Origin of the sequence: Streptomyces sp. Alt3 (assembly GCF_030719215.1) — a bacterium.
Taxonomy (GTDB): Bacteria; Actinomycetota; Actinomycetes; order Streptomycetales; family Streptomycetaceae; genus Streptomyces; species Streptomyces glycanivorans.
Genome location: NZ_CP120983.1, coordinates 6110732 through 6127356, shown reverse-complemented (window position 1 = coordinate 6127356; position 16625 = coordinate 6110732). Strand labels below are relative to the sequence as shown.

Here is a 16625-nt window from a genome sequence, read left to right as displayed (position 1 = left end):
CCCGCCCTGCCGGTGACCTGTGGTCTCCGGCAGGGCGGGGCTCAGTCGGGGGGTGCCGTGATTCGCCCGATCGGGCGTCAGACGCGCACGCCGAACTGGAAGGTGCCCATGTAGTCCATCGACTCGTAGCGGACCACGGCGCCGGGCTTGGGGGCGTGCAGGATCTGGTTGTTGCCCGCGTACAGGCCGACGTGCGACGTGTTATTGAAGAAGACCAGGTCGCCCGGCTTCAGGGCGCTGCGGCCGATCCGGACACCGTCGTTGATCTGGGTGTACGTGGTGCGGGTGATCTGGACGCCGGCCTGGGCGTAGGCCCACTGGGTCAGACCCGAGCAGTCGTAGGCGTTGGGACCGGTGGCACCGGAGACGTACGCCTTGCCCTGCTGCGTGGAGGCGGCCTGGAGGGCGGCGGCGCCACGGGCGGACGCGGGGACCTCGTTGCCGAGTTCGACCCGGTCACCGGCGGCGCGGCTGGCGCGCTGCTCCTCCTCGGCCATCTTGGCCCGCTCGGCCGCGGTGAGGGTGTTCAGCAGCTTCTGGGCGTCGGCCAGCTTGCCCTGGTACTTCTTCTTGTTCTCGTTCAGCGACTTGCGGACGTCGTCGAGGTCCGCGAGCTTGCCCTGCGCCTCCTCGCGCTGCTGCGCGAGGGTGCGCTGCTTCGCCTGGATCTTCTGAAGCGACTCGGCCTGCTTGGCCGTCAGCTGGTCGAGCGCGGAGGCCTGGTCGAGGAAGCTGTCCGGGTCCGAGGAGAGCAGCAGCTGGACCGACGGGTCGAGACCGCCGGAGCGGTACTGCGCGGTCGCGAGCGAACCGAGCTCGCCGCGCAGGGTGTTGAGCTCGTCCTGGCCGCGGGCGACCTTGTCCTGGAGCGCGTCGGCCTGCTTCTTGAGCTTGTCCTGCTGTTCCTTGGCGCCGTTGGCCTTCTCGGTGGCTTCCTCGGCCTCGTGGTAGAGCTTGTCGACCTTTGCCTTGACCTCACTCTTGGTCGGCTTGGGGTCGGCGTGGGCTGCCTGGGAGGTCAGGGCCACGGCCGCGGCGGCGGTCGCGGTGAGCACGGTCACACGGGCGCGGCTCGGCTGCTTGGGACGACGGTGGGACGCCACGAAGGCGAGCTCCTTCTTCCTCGAGCCGCCTACCGGGTAGTGGGGGATTACTGACAGATCCCCGGCTCCGTGCACGTCACGGACTCGGCGGTTCCTTCGCCGTCGCCCCGGATGGGCAATCAACCGTGCGAAGGTTCGAGGCCTGACCCTAGTGACCATCTTGTGATCAGTTCAAATCCTCACGAGGAAAATCTCGTCACACCAGGCACTTCTTTACTTTCATCACACTGCGTGTAGCGGTGACTTGACGGTACGTTCCGTAAATTCCGGCAAGTCGCACATGCCTCACATGACGCCTCAGACGCGCGAAAGGCGCTTCAGGAGCAAGACGGACGCGACCGGCCGCGCCCCCGCCTTCGCCACCCCGTCGGCGACTTCACGGTCGGTGGAGACCACGACGACGGGCCTGCCCGGCGGTTCGGCGCGCGCCAGCTGCCGGATCAGCTCGTCCGCGGTCACCCCGGCCTTGCTGAAGAGCACGCGGACTCCGCGCGGCGGGGCGAGCAGGACGGGGACGGCCAGTTCGGCACCGTCGAAGACACAGGTCATCTCGGCACCGGTCTGCGCCGCGAGGACCGAGAGACCGCCCAGGAGGCGCAACCGCTGCTTCTCCAGGGGCATCTGCGGATAGCCGGTCTTCGTGACGTTGTAGCCGTCGACGATCAGATGTGCCTGCGGGAGGGCCAGCAACTGGTCGAGCAGCGCCGGGTCGGTCTCCGAAAGGGCCCTGGCCGCGATGTCCTTCGGCGACATCCTGCCGGGCTCCACCGCTTCGACACCGTCCGCCGGACGGAGCGAGGACGGGGGCAGCGCCAGCTCACGGCGGAGGCCCTGCGCGGCGTCGAGCACGGTGTCCAGGAGCAGCCGCAGGCGCATGTCCTCGACCGAACGCCCCTCCCGGGCCGCCCGGCGGCCCGCCTCCACGGACGCCTCCGCCTCGGCCAGCCGGGCCTTGAGCCGGCGCGTCTCGCTCTCGGCCGCGGAGACCTGGGCGGCCGACTCGGCCCGCACGGTGTCGGCCTCCGCGCCGGCCTTGCGCAGAGCGGCCTCTCCCCGCTTCACCTCGCTGAGGGCGCTGCGCAGCTTGCGGTGCAGCGAGTCGGTCTCCTTGCGGGCCGCCTCCAGCTCCGAACGCAGCCGTTCGGTGTCCGCCCGGGTCTGGCCGCGGGCGCGGTCCAGCTCCTCGCGCAGCCGCTCCAGCTCGCGCCTGGTCTCCTCGTCCGCCCGCTCGGCGTGCGCCCGCTGGACCTCCTCGCCGGCCGCGGCGACCAGCTTGACCCAGCCGGCCGGCCGCAGCACGTAGGCGGCGGCGGCCACGTCGACGGGATCCGCGGCGGCGGGCGGCGCACCGGACTCGAGGGCCTCGGCCAGCTCCGGCTGGGTCTGGCCGATCCGCTCACCGATGCGCCGGCGGAACACCGGGTCGCTCTCCAGGGCGGCGGCCATCGCGTTACCCGCGAACTTGGCCCGTCTGCTCGGCGTGAAACGGGCGTACTGCCGCAGCTGGGAGGGGAGTTCGCCGACGGTCAGCCCGCCGAACGCGTCCGAGACCAGCGCCACCACCTTGTGGCGTACGCCTTCGGGCAGCGGACGGTCGAGCGACTCCGCGGTGCCGTCGGCCGCGTCGGCCGGTCCGGCGCCGCCTGTCGGCTGCTCCACCTTCCATCACCCCAATGTGTCTGTCCGCGCGGCTCCGTCAGGAGTCGGCACCAGGCCTGTCGACCAGCTCGATCTGATCCACGGCGTTGCACCAACGGCAGCGCACCGACTCGATGGTCTCACTGACCACCTCGCGCTCCTCGACACTCGACTCCCCGGCCAGGTCGAGGTGCACGTATTCCACGACCTTCGAGGAGCGCGTGACGTCGAAACGCGTGAGGTTGCCGCAGAGCGTGCAGCGCCAGCGGGTCGCGTCCGTCGGCTGGGGAACCGTCGTCATCGTTGCGTCCTCTTTCGTCGTGCGTCGAGTCTCGTGCGTGCCCAGGTCTTCGATCTCGCGGTGCGCCGTCGAACTGCGGATGTCCTGCCGCAACCCTACGGCCTTCCGCATACCTATCGGCACGGCGAGGCGCTCTGTCCCGTTCTCGGCGGGTGCGTCATGCTCTGTACATGATCGATCTGCGGGAAGTCGACTGGCGGGAGCGGGCCAGAGAGTTCGGGGCCGCGGCCGCGGCGGGCGGCGCCCCGGTCACCTACGGGCTGATGGCGTTGTGCTGTGCCGTCTTCCTGATGAGCCCGCTCTCCGGGTTCAACCCCGTCTACGGCGACGCCGACGCACTCCTGGCCGCTCAGGCCGGGTACTTCGAGCGGTGGGGAGTGATCCCCAGCGAGCTCCTGGCCGGCTCGGCCCACGCGGCGCTGACCCCTCTGACCGCGCTCTTCGTCCACGGCAGCTGGCTGCACCTGCTGGGCAACATGCTCTTCCTCTACGTCTTCGGCGCGATGGCCGAGGAACGCATGGGCCGCGTCGAGTTCACCCTCTTCTACCTCGTGTGCGGCTATTTCGCCCTGGTCGCGTACGCGGTCGTGCACGCGGACTCCGACCAGACGCTGGTCGGCGCGTCGGGGGCGATCTCCGCGGTGCTCGGAGCGTTCCTCTACCTCTTCCCCAAGGCCCGGGTCACCAGCCTGTTCCCCTTCCTCTTCTTCCTTCCGCTGCGCTTCCCCGCCTGGATCGTGCTCGTCTTCTGGTTCGTCCTCCAGTGGCTGGCGGCGCGGAGCGCGGGCAGCGGCCCGGGCGTGGCGTACCTCGCCCACGTGGCGGGTTTCGCGGCCGGGTTCCTCTACGCCTGGGTGCGGTTCCGGGGGACTAGAGTGAAGTCTCCAGCCACGGCCACCGAGGGAGAAAGCCAGCCGTGATCACCGCGATCGTGCTCATCAAGACCAGCGTGGACCGGATTCCCGAGATCGCCGAGGCCATCGCCGCGCTGGACAGCGTCAGTGAGGTCTTCTCGGTCACCGGTACGTACGACCTGATCGCCATGGTCCGGGTGGCCCGGCACGACGATCTGGCCGATGTCATCCCGGGCCGGATCAGCAAGATCCAGGGCGTCGAGGCCACGGACACCCACGTGGCCTTCCGCACCTACTCCCAGCACGACCTCGAGGCGGCCTTCGCCATCGGCCTCGACGGCTGAGACGGCTCACCGCGCGAACGGCTCCGGCCGGGGACAGGAGGCGTTTCGCCCCGTCCCCGGCCGGAGCCGTTCGCGCACCGCGTGCGATCAGACCTGCGCGGCGCCCCGGTCGGGCACGCAGCGGCCCTCCTCGGTGCGGTAGGTCCAGCGGGCACCCTTGCTCACCAGTTCACGTACGGCGCCCAGGAACCGGTCGATGTGCTCGTCCGGGGTGCCCGCGCCGAAGCTCACCCGGATGGCGTTGAGCGACCTCTCCCCCGGTGCGGCCTCCGGCGCGCCGCACTCACCCGGGTCCTGCGGCTCACTGCCCAGCAGGGTCCGCACCAGCGGGTGGGCGCAGAACAGCCCGTCGCGCACTCCGATGCCGTACTCGGCGGAGAGCGCGGCGGCGAAGTGCGAGCTGTTCCATCCCTCGACCACGAAGGAGAGGACGCCGACCCTCGGGGCGTCGTCGCCGAACAGCGAGAGCACCTTGACCTCTGGGACCTCCGCGAGGCCCTCACGGACCCGGGTCACCAGCTGCTGCTCCCGGGCGACCAGCCGGTCGAAACCGGCCTCGGTCAGCGCCTTGCAGGCGGCGGCGATGGAGTAGACGCCGATGACGTTGGGCGATCCGGCCTCGTGGCGGGCCGCGGTGGTGTGCCACTCGACGTCCACACCGCCGTCGGTGCGCCGGGCGACCTTGCGGGAGGCTCCGCCGCCCGCGAGGTACGGCTCAGCGTCCACCAGCCAGTCGGCCCGGCCCGCGAGGACACCGGAGCCGAAGGGCGCGTACAGCTTGTGGCCGGAGAAGGCGACCCAGTCGACGTCCAGCTCGGCGATGTCCACCGGGTGGTGGGGCGCCAGCTGCGCCGCGTCGAGCACGATCCGCGCACCGTGCGCGTGGGCGGCGGCGGCCAGTTCGCGCACGGGCCACAGCTCGCCCGTGACGTTGGACGCGCCGGTGACACAGACCAGCGCGGGGCCGTGAGGATCACGGGCGGCGAGGGCCTTCTCCAGTGTGGCGACCGCCTGGTCCGGGGTGCGGGGGGCGTCGAGGTAGGTCACCCGGGCGTCGCGCCAGGGCAGCAGCGACGCGTGGTGCTCGGTCTCGAACACGAACACCTGGCAGTCGGCGGGCAGCGCGGCCGCCAGCAGGTTGAGGGAGTCGGTCGTCGAGCGGGTGAAGACCACCTGGTCCTCCGCGCGGCAGCCGAGGAACTCCGCGACCGTCACCCGGCTGCTCTCGAACAGGTCGGTGGAGAGCTGCGAGAGGTATCCGGCACCGCGGTGGACGCTGCCGTAGTACGGCGCGTAGGCGGCCACGTCGTCCCACACGCGCTGCAGGGCCGGGGAGCTGGCCGCGTAGTCGAGGGCGGCATAGGTGACGTCTCCGCCCGTCACGAGCGGAACGGTGACATCAGCTCCCAGAACCGGCAGCGGTGCACAAATGGCCTGGTCGGCGGCAGCGGTGGGGACAGACATGGCGAACTCCTGTGAGAGGCAGGCGAAATCCTCGCGCCGGCGACCTGAAGGTGCGCGGCAGCGCGGGGAGAAGAAGAGAAGAAGGGTGTGCGGAGGAGGGCTCGAAGCCCTATCGCATTCGCTTGCTCACAAGAGGCTCCCTGGGACCAAGGACCCCAAGGGGTGGCATCCGACGATGCCGAGGGGCCCGCGCTTGCCACAGACCTCGCTGCCTGCGGCCTGGTCTTCACCCGGGGCACCCCGCCACGGACGGAGGGTTGCCGGACAGCGGGCCGGGGCCGTAGTCGCTGTCACTCATGACCTGCCAAGCATCCTGCCACATCACCTGGCACGCGCAAGGCGCAGTCCGCGATCCGGACTGCGCCTCGGGGTGTCGCCCGCCGGAGCCGGGCCCGCCCGATCCCGACGGGAAGACCTCAGCTCGCCTCGTAGGCCGCGTCAGGCGTTGCTGGCCGCCACCCAGCGCTCCAGCGCGCGCTTGGCCGCACCGGAGTCGATCGCGGCGGCTGCCCGCTCGATGCCTACCGCGAGCTGCTCGTTCAGGGTGCCCTCGCCCGGATCCAGCGCGACCAGCGCGGCGGCCGAGTTCAGCAGTACGGCGTCGCGTACGGGGCCGGTCTCCCCGTCGAGCAGCCGGCGGGCCACGTCGGCGTTGTACGAGGCGTCCGCTCCGCGCAGCGCCTCGACGGGAACCAGGCGGAGGCCGACGTCACGCGGGTCGAACGCCTCCTCGCGGACTGTGCCGTCGCGGACGATCCAGACCCGGGAGGTGGCCGTGGTGGTCAGTTCGTCGAGACCGTCGTCGCCCCGGAAGACGAGCGCCGAGTTTCCCCGGTCGGCCAGCACACCGGCCACGATGGGCGCCATCTTCGGGTCGGCGACGCCGATGGCCTGGGAGCGGACCCGGGCCGGGTTGGTGAGCGGGCCCAGGATGTTGAAGGTGGTCTGCGTGCCCAGTTCCTTGCGCGCCCTGGCCGCGTACCGCAGGGCGGGGTGGAACTTCACCGCGAAACAGAAGGTGATGCCCGCTTCCTCGGCCACCGCGACGACACGCTGCGGCGTCAGCTCCAGATTGACGCCGAGCTTCTCCAGCACGTCGGAGGCGCCGCTGGCCGAGGAGGAGGCCCGGCTCCCGTGCTTGACGACCTTCGCGCCCGTCCCGGCGATGACGATCGCCGACATGGTGGAGATGTTGACCGTCTTGGCCATGTCGCCGCCGGTTCCCACGATGTCCACCGTGCGGCCGGGCACCTCGATGGTGTGGGCGTGCTCGTACATGGCGCGGACCAGACCGGTGACCTCGTCGACGGTCTCGCCCTTGGCCCGCAGGGCGATGGCGAAGCCGGCGATCTGCACGTCCGTGGCCTCGCCGCTCATGATGCGGTCCATGGCCCACGCCGTCTGGTCCGTGCCGAGGTCCTCGCCGCGGAGGAGGGGGGTCAGCACGCCGGGCCAGGTGAAGTCCGCCACGCTGCCGCCGCCGTCCGGGGTCACAACGTTCATGGTCCGCTCCTGGGTCCACAGCCGGTAGAAGTACGCCTCCACCCTATCCAGCCCCGGGGGCAGCGAAGAGCCCCGTCCATCGGATGGACGGGGCTCCTGCTGTGGCGGTCAGCTCAGGTGATCAGTGGTGGCCGTGGCCGCTGGTGATCTCCTTGTACTCCTCGGCGGTGGGCTTGGCGATCTGGTTGTCCTCGCCGTAGTAGCTCTTGCTGAGCCTGGCCCGCAGCTTCTGCAGCGCCGACGGCTTGCGCTCGACACCGTTCTCGTCGACCGTCGGGCCGATCTCGTACGGCTTGTACTGCTCGTGCGCCGTGAGCGTGTGGAGCTGCTCCGGGCTGAGCGGCTCGTGGATCTCGACGAACTCACCGTGCGGCAGGCGCTTGATGGTGCCGGACTCGCGTCCGTGCAGCACCTTCTCCTTGTCGCGGCGCTGGAGGCCGAGGCAGATCCGCCGGGTGACGACGAACGCCAGCACCGGGCCGACGAAGAACGCGATCCGCACGAACCAGCTGATCGCGTTGAGCGACATGTGGAAGTGGGTCGCCCAGATGTCGTTGCCGCCGCCGATCAGCATGACGAAGTAGATCGTCACCCAGGCCACACCCAGACCCGTACGGGTGGGAGCGTTGCGCGGACGGTCCAGGATGTGGTGCTCGCGCTTGTCCCCGGTGATCCAGGACTCGATGAACGGATAGAGCGCGAGTGCCGCCAGGACCACGCCGAAGAGGACCAGCGGGATCAGCACGCCGAGGACCAGCGTGTGGCCCCAGAGGTTGATCTCCCAGCCCGGCATCACTCGGACGAAGCCTTCGGCGAAGCCCATGTACCAGTCCGGCTGGGCGCCCGTGGACACCTGGTCGGGACGGTAGGGGCCGAGCGCCCAGATCGGGTTGATCGTGGCGATCGCCGCGATGACCGAGATGAAGCCGAAGACCAGGAAGAAGAAGCCGCCGGCCTTGGCCATGTACACCGGGAGCAGCGGCATGCCGACGACGTTCTTGTTCGTCTTGCCCGGTCCCGCGAACTGCGTGTGCTTGTGGAAGAACACCAGGATGAGGTGGCCGACCACGAGGCCGAGCATGATGCCCGGCAGCAGCAGGATGTGGATCGAGTAGAACCTCGCGATGATGTCCGTGCCGGGGAACTCCCCGCCGAACAGGAACATCGAGATGTACGTACCGACGATCGGCATCGACAGGATGGCGCCCTGCGTGAAGCGCACACCCGTACCGGAGAGCAGGTCGTCCGGGAGCGAGTAGCCGGTGAACCCGGTGAACATGCCGAGGACGAACAGCAGGAAGCCGAACAGCCAGTTGATCTCACGCGGCTTGCGGTACGCACCGGTGAAGAACACCCGGAACATGTGCACGAACATGCCGGCGAGGAAGATCACCGCTGCCCAGTGGTGGATCTGCCGGACCAGCAGACCACCGCGGACGTCGAAGCTGATGTCCAGCGTCGAGGCGTAGGCCTCGGACATCCGGATGCCCTGCATCGGCTCGTACGAGCCGTGGTACACGACCTCGTTCATGCTCGGGTGGAAGAACAGCGTCAGGTACACACCCGTGAGGATGATGATGATGAAGCTGTAGAGGCAGATCTCGCCGAGCATGAAGGACCAGTGGTCCGGGAAGATCTTGCGCATGTTGGCCTTGGCCAGGCCGTAGATGCCCAGCCGGCCGTCCGCCCAGTCGGCCACCCGCTCACCGGCGGGCGCCTTGCGCTGTGTTTCCGTCGCAGTACTCATCCGCGCTCCCAGAAGGCAGGACCGACGGGCTCTTCGAAGTCACCGAGCGCCTCGAGGTTGCCCTCGCTGTTCACACCGATCCGCAGCTGCGGAAGGGCGTGACCGGCCGGACCGAAGATGACGCGGGCGCCGTCGGAGAGGTCGAAGGTGGACTGGTGGCACGGGCAGAGCACGTGATGCGTCTGCTGCTCGTACAGGCTGATCGGGCAGCCGACGTGGGTGCAGATCTTGGAGAAGGCGACGATTCCCTCGTGCGCCCACTCGCGCTCGCGCTTGTCCTTGATGTTGTCCGGCTCGATGCGGATGATCATCAGGGCGGCCTTGGCGATCTGCGACTGGAAGTCGTGCGCGTCCTCCTCCAGGCCCTCGGGCATGGCGAAGGTCAGCGAACCGACGACGACGTCCTCGGGACGCAGCGGCTCCATGGTGTTCATGTTGACCAGCTGCTTGCCCTTGGCCCACAGCGTCTTGCGGAGCTTCTTCTCCGGCAGCGGACCGAGGTCGCGCAGCAGCACCACACCGGAGAGCGGCACCAGGGCCAGCGCACCGAACATGGTGTTGCGGATCAGCTTGCGCCGTCCGAGAGCGGACTCCCGGGCGCCGTCCGCGAAGTCGGCCAGGACCTTGGCCTTGACCTCGGGCGTCGCCTCGATCGCGTGCCGGTCGTCGGCGACCTCCACGTCGGACATCAGGGTGCGCGCCCAGTGGACGGCTCCCGCGCCGATGAGGAAGAGCGCCAGTCCCAGGGTCAGACCCAGGGAGAAGTTCAGCGCGCTCACGTGGCCGAACGGCCAGATGTAGACGATCTGGTCGACCGGGAAGATGACGTACGAGGCGATGAAGCCGACCGTCGCCAGCATGGACAGCGTGAACATGAGCGCGACGGCCCGCTCGGAGCGGTTCGCGGCACGTTCGTCGATGTCCTGGATGCGCGGCTTGTGGGCCGGCAGCCCCGGGTCGGCGAACGGGTCGCCCGCACCCTCTACCGCGCCGTGCGCGGTGCCCTGCTCTACCGGCAGGTTCTCTTCTGGAATCTGTTGGCTACTCATGACTTCTTGGCCTTAGCGGTGTGGGCCGCGACCCATACGGCGATGGCGATCAGGCCGCCCAGGCCGAAGATCCAGCCGAAGAGACCTTCACTGACGGGACCGAGGCCACCGAGCGAGAGCCCGCCGGGGGACTCGGACTCACTACCGTTGACGGTCTTGATGTACGCGATGATGTCTTTCTTCTCCTGCTCCGGCATGGTCGTGTCCGGGAAGGAGGGCATGCTCTGCGGGCCGGTCTGCATGGCCTCGTAGATGTGCTTCGGGCTCACGCCTTCGAGGCTCGGTGCGTACTTGCCCTTGGTCAGGGCGCCGCCCTGACCGGTGAAGTTGTGGCACTGCGCGCAGTTCGTGCGGAACAGGTCACCGCCCTTGGCCACGTCGGCGCCCGAGGGGTCGACCTGGCTCTTGGTGGGCGTGATCGGACCGGCGCCCAGGGACGCGACGTACGCCGCGAGCTGGTCGATCTCGGCCTGGTTGTAGATGACCTTCTTCTTCGGGACCTGGGCACCCGGCTGCTGAGCCGGCATGCGTCCGGTACCGACCTGGAAGTCGACGGCGGCGGAGCCGACGCCCACGAGGGACGGCCCGTCGGTGGTGCCCTGACCGCCGGATCCGTGGCAGCTGGCGCAGCCCACGGAGTAGAGCTTCTTGCCCTCGTCGATGGCGAGGGACTGGGCGGTTTCGTCGGCCTGCGCCTTACCCGCAGGCGCGAACGCGGCGTACAGCCCCCCGGTAGCCGCCAGCGCGAGGAGTAGTACGACGACCGCCGCCAGCGGATGGCGTCGTCGTGCGGAGAGCTTTTTCACGGATTACCCCGGTGTCAGGATCTTCTGCGTCGATGATGGGTGGGTGCGAGCCCGGTTACTTGATCATGTAGATCGTGGCGAACAGGCCGATCCAGACGACGTCGACGAAGTGCCAGTAGTAGGACACGACGATGGCGGCGGTGGCCTGTTCGTGGGTGAATCTCGAGGCCGCGTATGTCCTGCCCAGGACGAGCAGGAAGGCGATGAGACCGCCTGTCACATGCAGACCGTGGAAGCCGGTCGTCAGGTAGAACACCGAGCCGTACGGGTCGGAGGACAGGGAGAGACCCGCGTCCTTGACCAGCTCGGTGTACTCCAGGACCTGGCCTCCGATGAAGATCGCACCCATCACGAACGTGATGATGAACCAGGTGCGGAGCTTCTTCACATCGCCCCGCTCCGCGGCGAAAACGCCGAGCTGGCAGGTGAGAGAGGAAAGCACCAGGATCGTGGTGTTCGTCGCCGAGAACGGGAAGTTCAGATGGTGGGCCATCTCCTTCCAGTGATCGGGTCCCATCACCGATCGCAGGGTGAAGTACATCGCGAAGAGGGCCGCGAAGAACATCAGCTCGGAACTCAACCAGATGATGGTTCCGACGCTGGTGAGGTTCGGCCGATTGACCGACGGGTGCGCGTGCCCGGTTTCTACTGTCGTTGCTGTCGCCACGACCGACATTATGTCGGTCGCTTATCCCGCCCTCACTCCGGGGGGTGCCGTTCGGTGTGTCAGAGCTGTGTGTCCTCACCGAACGGCCCATCGAATCGCTGTCTTTACCGGTGCTGACAGGCAGTCCGCCGGAGTACGATCCGCCCATCGGTTCATGCCCACAGAGCCCCGAAGACACAGACGTCACGGAGGAACAATGCAGCCGACCGCCACGGTCCTGGTCTACAGCGACGATGCCAACACCCGCGAGCAGGTGAGGCTGGCCGCCGGGCGCAGGCCTGCGGCGGACGTGCCACCGGTGGAGTTCCTGGAGTGCGCCACCCTGCCCGCCGTCCTGAGCGCGCTGGACCGGGGCGGTGTCGACGTCTGCGTGCTGGACGGCGAGACGGCACCCGCGGGCGGCATGGGGGTCTGCCGGCAGATCAAGGACGAGATCTTCGACTGCCCGCCCGTGCTGCTGCTGATCGGGCGCCCTCAGGACGCCTGGCTGGCCACCTGGAGCCGCGCGGACGCCGCTGTGACCCATCCGGTCGACCCGGTCGACTTCGCGGACGCCCTGGCCTCCCTGCTGCGCCGCAGGCTGTCCGTGGGAGCCTGAGGCGGAGGGGCCCCGAACCCCTCCGCGGTGGCTTCCCCCGGCGCGGCGCACTCCCGGACCGGATCAGACCTGGGGGCGCAGCCGCGCCGTCTCGACGTCGGTACCCGTGTCGGGGGTGCCGCTGCCGTGCAGTGCGCTCCCCTTCAGCCAGGCGTCCCACTCCAGATTCCAGTCACCGAAGCCGTTGTCGAACGGGGTCATCGTCTCGCCGTCGCTCCCGACGACCTTGACGATGTCGCCCTCGCGCACGGTCTCGAAGAACCATTCGGCGTCGGCGGTGCTCATGCCCGTGCAGCCGTGGCTGACGTTGGCGTTGCCCTGTGAGCCGGTCGACCAGGGCGCGGCGTGGACGTACTCACCGCTCCAGGTCACGCGTGTGGCCCAGTAGACGGGCAGGTCGTAGGACTCCGAGGAGCCGGCGGCGATGCCGATGCTCTCACCGCGCATGCGTACGAACTGCTCCTTGGCCAGCACCACCTTGACGCCGTTGCGCGTGTCGAAGCCGGGCTTGCCCGTGGTGACCGGCAGGGTGTTGATCACTTCGCCGTTGCGGAGGACGGTCATGTGGTGCTCCGAGGCGTCGGTGATCGCTTCTATGCGGTCACCGGTGGTGAGCTTGAGGGGTTTCGCGGCGGCGCCGTAGAGGGCGTTCGTGACCTTGATGCCCTTGAGATTGCTGCGGATGTCGATGGTCGCGTCGGCGGGCCAGTACTCCTTGGGCCGGTAGTGCAGCGTCTTGTCGTCGACCCAGTACCAGGAGCCCCTGACCGCGGGCGTGGACCGGACCTGGAGCCCGCGCTCCACGGTGGCCCTGGCCGCCCTGTCGGGGACCGGAGCGCTGAGTTCCGCCGTGAGGGGCTGTCCGACGCCGTAGGTGCCCGCCTGAGGGCCGAACGCGACCTTCAGGAACTTCTTGGCCGCGGTCGTGCCGAAGGCGTACGTGCGGCTGCCGGGAGCGCCGTCACCGTTCTCGGTGGAGACCTTGACGGTGTATCGGGTGCCCGCGGCGAGCGAGGTGGTGGAGTGCCATCGCTTCCCGTCCGCGTCGAGCTCCCCCGCCAGGTGGCGGCCCTCGGTGTCGACGGCCGTCACGTCGGTGATCTTCGCGTCGTCGTCCTTGACGCTGACTTCGAGGGGCTTGTCGGGGTCGGCCTTCTCGTCCTTCGCCGGGCCGTTGAAGGAGATCAGGTCGGCGGCGTCGTGGGCCTTCAGCGACAGCGGATCGCCGTCGGGCCCTCCACAGGCGGTCGCACCCGCTACCAGGGTCACGACCAGCAGAGTGCAGCTCACTACGGTGCGGATGCGCGGCGTGTGGTTCATGAACCCACGCTAAGAAGATTCATCCGATCCAGCGCGTTCAGTGACTGCAAACGGGGGCCCTGCCCGCTCATCACTGAGCGGGCAGGGCCCCCGTACGGGTGCAACACGTCCTGTGCGGACGCGTCCTACTGGGTGCGGTTCTCGCCCCGGTAGTACTCGAAGACCCAGCCGAAGAGGCCGATCAGGAGCAGCGGCGCGGCGAAGTAGGCGAGCCACCAGCCGAAGACGACGCCCAGGAAGAGGAAGGCACCGCCGATGGCCAGCGAGAGCGGCTGCCAGCTGTGCGGCGAGAAGAAGCCCACCTCACCGGCTTCGTCCGCGACGTCGGCTTCCTTGTTGTCCTGGGCCATCGCGTCGACCCGGTTGGCCGTGAAGGCCAGGTAGAAGCCGATCATGATGGTCAGCCCGAAGGACAGGACCAGCGCGGTGGTACCGACCGGCTCCTTGGACCAGACGCCGTACGTGACGGCCATGGCCAGCATGAAGACGCTCAGCCAGATGAAGAGCTTGCCCTGGATCTTCACTTGCCGTCCTCCTTGCCGCCGACGAGGACCTTCTCACCCTCGGACAGGTGATCCAGCTGCTCGAGCGCCGTGATCTCCGGGTGGTGCAGGTCGAACGCCGGGGATTCGGAACGGATCCGCGGCAGGCTGAGGAAGTTGTGCCGCGGCGGCGGGCAGGACGTCGCCCATTCGAGCGAACGGCCGTAGCCCCAGGGGTCGTCGACCTCGATCTTTTTGCCGTACTTGGCGGTCTTCCAGACGTTGTACATGAACGGAAGCATCGACAGTCCGAGCACGAACGAGGAGATCGTCGAGATCGTGTTCAGGGCGGTGAAGCCGTCGGCGGCGAGGTAGTCCGCGTAACGGCGCGGCATGCCCTCGGCGCCCAGCCAGTGCTGCACGAGGAAGGTGCCGTGGAAGCCGATGAACAGCGTCCAGAAGGTCATCTTCCCGAGCCGCTCGTCCAGCATCTTGCCGGTGAACTTCGGCCACCAGAAGTGGAATCCGGCGAACATCGCGAAGACCACGGTGCCGAAGACGACGTAGTGGAAGTGCGCGACGACGAAGTACGAGTCGGAGATGTGGAAGTCCAGCGGCGGCGAGGCCAGGATCACGCCGGTCAGACCACCGAAGGCGAAGGTGATCAGGAAGCCGACCGACCAGAGCATCGGTGTCTCGAAGGACAACGACCCCTTCCACATCGTTCCGATCCAGTTGAAGAACTTCACCCCGGTCGGTACCGCGATGAGGAACGTCATGAAGGAGAAGAACGGCAACAGCACGCCACCGGTGACGTACATGTGGTGCGCCCACACCGTCACCGAAAGGCCGGCGATGGCGATCGTCGCGCTGATCAGACCGATGTAGCCGAACATCGGCTTGCGGCTGAATACCGGAATGATTTCGGAAATGATCCCGAAGAACGGTAGAGCGATGATGTACACCTCTGGATGGCCGAAGAACCAGAAGAGGTGTTGCCATAGCAATGCGCCGCCGTTGGACGCGTCGAAGATATGTGCGCCGAATTTTCGGTCGACCTCCAGCGCGAAGAGCGCGGCGGCGAGAACCGGGAATGCCAGCAGGACCAGGACACCGGTCAGCAGGACGTTCCAGGTGAAGATCGGCATGCGGAACATCGTCATGCCGGGCGCGCGCATGCAGATGATCGTGGTGATGAAGTTGACCGAACCGAGGATCGTGCCGAAGCCCGAGAAGGCCAGACCCATGATCCACATGTCGGCGCCGACACCCGGCGAGCGGACGGCGTCCGACAGCGGGGAGTAGGCGAACCAGCCGAAGTCGGCCGCACCCTGCGGGGTGAGGAAGCCGCCGACGGCGATCAGCGAGCCGAAGAGGTACAGCCAGTACGCGAACATGTTCAGCCGCGGGAACGCCACGTCGGGCGCGCCGATCTGCAGCGGCATGATCCAGTTCGCGAATCCTGCGAACAGCGGCGTCGCGAACATCAGCAGCATGATCGTGCCGTGCATCGTGAACGCCTGGTTGAACTGCTCGTTCGACATGATCTGCGTGCCCGGACGGGCCAGCTCGGCGCGCATGAAGAGCGCGAGGAGGCCGCCGATGCAGAAGAAGGCGAACGATGTGACCAGGTACATCGTGCCGATCGTCTTGTGGTCAGTGGTGGTCAGCCACTTGACGACGACACTCCCCGGCTGCTTGCGCCGCACCGGCAGCTCGTCCTCGAACGAGTCGTCTGCTGCCGCGGCACCCTGGGATTCGTTGAGGATGCTCACAGTTTGTTCGTCTCCGCATTCCTGGCCGGGTCCGTCTGCTCGATGCCTGCCGGCACGTAGCCCGTCTGACCCTTCTCCGCCAGCTCCTCGAGGTGCTGCTGGTAACGCTCCGGAGAGACGATCTTGACGTTGAAGAGCATCCGGGAGTGGTCCACGCCGCAGAGCTCGGCGCACTTACCCATGTAGGTGCCCTCCTTCTTCGGCGTGACCTCGAAGGAGTTGGTGTGGCCCGGAATGACGTCCTGCTTCATGAGGAACGGCACCACCCAGAAGGAGTGGATGACGTCACGCGAAGTCAGGACGAAGCGGACCTTCTCACCCTTCGGCAGCCACAGGGTCGGGCCCGGGTTGCCGTTCTGCGGGTTGCGAGTACCGGGGATGCCCACGTCGTAGACGCCGCCGGCGTCCTTGGGGAAGTCCTCGCGGAACTTGTCGGGGATGGCGTCGAGCTCCTTGGGGACCTCGTCGCCGGTGGAGGGCGAGCCCTCCACGTTCTCGATGTAGTTGAAGCCCCAGCTCCACTGGTAGCCGACCACGTTGATGGTGTGGGCAGGCTTGGGGCTGAGCTCGAGGAGCTTCGATTCGTCGCGCGCGGTGAAGTAGAAGAACACCGAGACGATGATCAGGGGGACCACTGTGTACAGCGCCTCGATAGGCATGTTGTACCTGGTCTGCTGAGGTACCTCCACCTTGGTCCTGCTTCGCCGGTGGAAGATGACGCTCCACAGGATCAGCCCCCAGACGAGGACACCCGTGGCGAGCGCTGCCGCCCACGAGCCCTGCCAGAGGGAGAGGATCCGAGGGGCCTCTTCCGTTACCGGGGTGGGCATACCGAGGCGGGGGAAATCCTCCCAGTTGTATGAACAACCGGAGGCCGTCGCCAGGACCAGGCCCGCAGTCAGCACCTGCGGCAGCTTCCGCCGCATCGGGCGCCGCGACGAGCGGTCGGAGCCGTTGGGACTCACGTAGCGCCT

At 68.0% G+C, this 16625-nt stretch carries 16 protein-coding genes and 1 riboswitch; of the genes, 3 read left to right on the top strand and 13 right to left on the bottom strand.

Annotation, left to right across the window (positions count from 1 at the left end; all coding sequences use genetic code 11):
• Positions 1 to 77: 77 nt before the first annotated feature.
• From P8A20_RS27025 to P8A20_RS27015, 3 genes are all read right to left on the bottom strand, one after another.
• Positions 78 to 1103, bottom strand: a complete 1026-nt coding sequence (locus tag P8A20_RS27025) for a C40 family peptidase (protein WP_147963037.1) — start codon at positions 1101 to 1103, stop codon at positions 78 to 80.
• A gap of 297 nt (positions 1104 to 1400) precedes the next feature.
• Entirely contained in the window at positions 1401 to 2762 is a 1362-nt protein-coding gene (locus P8A20_RS27020; protein ID WP_147963038.1) for an NYN domain-containing protein, read from the bottom strand.
• 37 nt (positions 2763 to 2799) lie between these two features.
• Positions 2800 to 3042: a hypothetical protein gene (locus tag P8A20_RS27015; protein WP_018555472.1), complete on the bottom strand. Its 243-nt coding sequence runs from the start codon at positions 3040 to 3042 to the stop codon at positions 2800 to 2802.
• 170 nt (positions 3043 to 3212) lie between these two features.
• Between P8A20_RS27015 and P8A20_RS27010 the strand changes: the two genes are divergently transcribed.
• On the top strand, positions 3213 to 3962 hold the full coding sequence (locus P8A20_RS27010) for a rhomboid family intramembrane serine protease (RefSeq protein WP_147963039.1): 750 nt from the start codon (positions 3213 to 3215) through the stop codon (positions 3960 to 3962).
• On the top strand, positions 3959 to 4240 hold the full coding sequence (locus P8A20_RS27005; protein ID WP_014156690.1) for an Lrp/AsnC family transcriptional regulator: 282 nt from the start codon (positions 3959 to 3961) through the stop codon (positions 4238 to 4240). Before P8A20_RS27010 ends, P8A20_RS27005 begins: the two co-directional genes overlap by 4 nt.
• Before the next feature lie 87 nt (positions 4241 to 4327).
• Here P8A20_RS27005 and P8A20_RS27000 read toward each other — a convergent pair whose 3' ends face one another.
• The 6 genes from P8A20_RS27000 to ctaE all read right to left on the bottom strand — a co-directional run bounded on the left by P8A20_RS27000 (position 4328) and on the right by ctaE (position 11485).
• Entirely contained in the window at positions 4328 to 5704 is a 1377-nt protein-coding gene (locus P8A20_RS27000) for an aminotransferase class V-fold PLP-dependent enzyme (protein WP_306104386.1), read from the bottom strand.
• A gap of 184 nt (positions 5705 to 5888) precedes the next feature.
• Positions 5889 to 6006: riboswitch (SAM riboswitch) on the bottom strand.
• Positions 6007 to 6142: 136 nt separating this feature from the next.
• Positions 6143 to 7207 (bottom strand): anthranilate phosphoribosyltransferase, encoded by a 1065-nt coding sequence (gene trpD, locus P8A20_RS26995; RefSeq protein WP_147963041.1) that lies wholly within the window; start codon positions 7205 to 7207, stop codon positions 6143 to 6145.
• 121 nt (positions 7208 to 7328) lie between these two features.
• Positions 7329 to 8954: a cytochrome bc1 complex cytochrome b subunit gene (gene qcrB, locus P8A20_RS26990; protein ID WP_147963042.1), complete on the bottom strand. Its 1626-nt coding sequence runs from the start codon at positions 8952 to 8954 to the stop codon at positions 7329 to 7331.
• Positions 8951 to 10003, bottom strand: a complete 1053-nt coding sequence (gene qcrA, locus P8A20_RS26985; protein ID WP_015576865.1) for a cytochrome bc1 complex Rieske iron-sulfur subunit — start codon at positions 10001 to 10003, stop codon at positions 8951 to 8953. Before qcrA ends, qcrB begins: the two co-directional genes overlap by 4 nt.
• Positions 10000 to 10809 carry a cytochrome bc1 complex diheme cytochrome c subunit gene (qcrC, locus tag P8A20_RS26980; protein WP_147963043.1) on the bottom strand — a complete coding sequence of 270 codons (810 nt, stop codon included), beginning with the start codon at positions 10807 to 10809 and terminating at the stop codon, positions 10000 to 10002. The genes qcrA and qcrC overlap by 4 nt, the downstream gene beginning before the upstream one ends.
• 55 nt (positions 10810 to 10864) lie before the next feature.
• Positions 10865 to 11485, bottom strand: a complete 621-nt coding sequence (ctaE, locus tag P8A20_RS26975) for an aa3-type cytochrome oxidase subunit III (protein WP_014156684.1) — start codon at positions 11483 to 11485, stop codon at positions 10865 to 10867.
• Between the two features lie 187 nt (positions 11486 to 11672).
• Between ctaE and P8A20_RS26970 the strand changes: the two genes are divergently transcribed.
• Positions 11673 to 12074 carry a response regulator transcription factor gene (locus tag P8A20_RS26970; RefSeq protein WP_147963044.1) on the top strand — a complete coding sequence of 134 codons (402 nt, stop codon included), beginning with the start codon at positions 11673 to 11675 and terminating at the stop codon, positions 12072 to 12074.
• Positions 12075 to 12137: 63 nt separating this feature from the next.
• Here the strand turns inward: P8A20_RS26970 and P8A20_RS26965 are convergent, their stop codons facing one another.
• The 4 genes from P8A20_RS26965 to ctaC form a co-directional block, all read right to left on the bottom strand.
• Positions 12138 to 13394 carry a L,D-transpeptidase gene (locus P8A20_RS26965; protein WP_147963045.1) on the bottom strand — a complete coding sequence of 419 codons (1257 nt, stop codon included), beginning with the start codon at positions 13392 to 13394 and terminating at the stop codon, positions 12138 to 12140.
• Positions 13395 to 13519: 125 nt separating this feature from the next.
• On the bottom strand, positions 13520 to 13918 hold the full coding sequence (locus P8A20_RS26960; protein ID WP_147963046.1) for a cytochrome c oxidase subunit 4: 399 nt from the start codon (positions 13916 to 13918) through the stop codon (positions 13520 to 13522).
• Positions 13915 to 15651, bottom strand: a complete 1737-nt coding sequence (ctaD, locus tag P8A20_RS26955; RefSeq protein WP_147963047.1) for an aa3-type cytochrome oxidase subunit I — start codon at positions 15649 to 15651, stop codon at positions 13915 to 13917. Before ctaD ends, P8A20_RS26960 begins: the two co-directional genes overlap by 4 nt.
• A complete protein-coding gene (gene ctaC, locus P8A20_RS26950) occupies positions 15648 to 16616 on the bottom strand; it encodes an aa3-type cytochrome oxidase subunit II (protein WP_147963048.1) in 969 nt (322 codons plus the stop codon). Before ctaC ends, ctaD begins: the two co-directional genes overlap by 4 nt.
• Positions 16617 to 16625 lie beyond the last annotated feature (9 nt).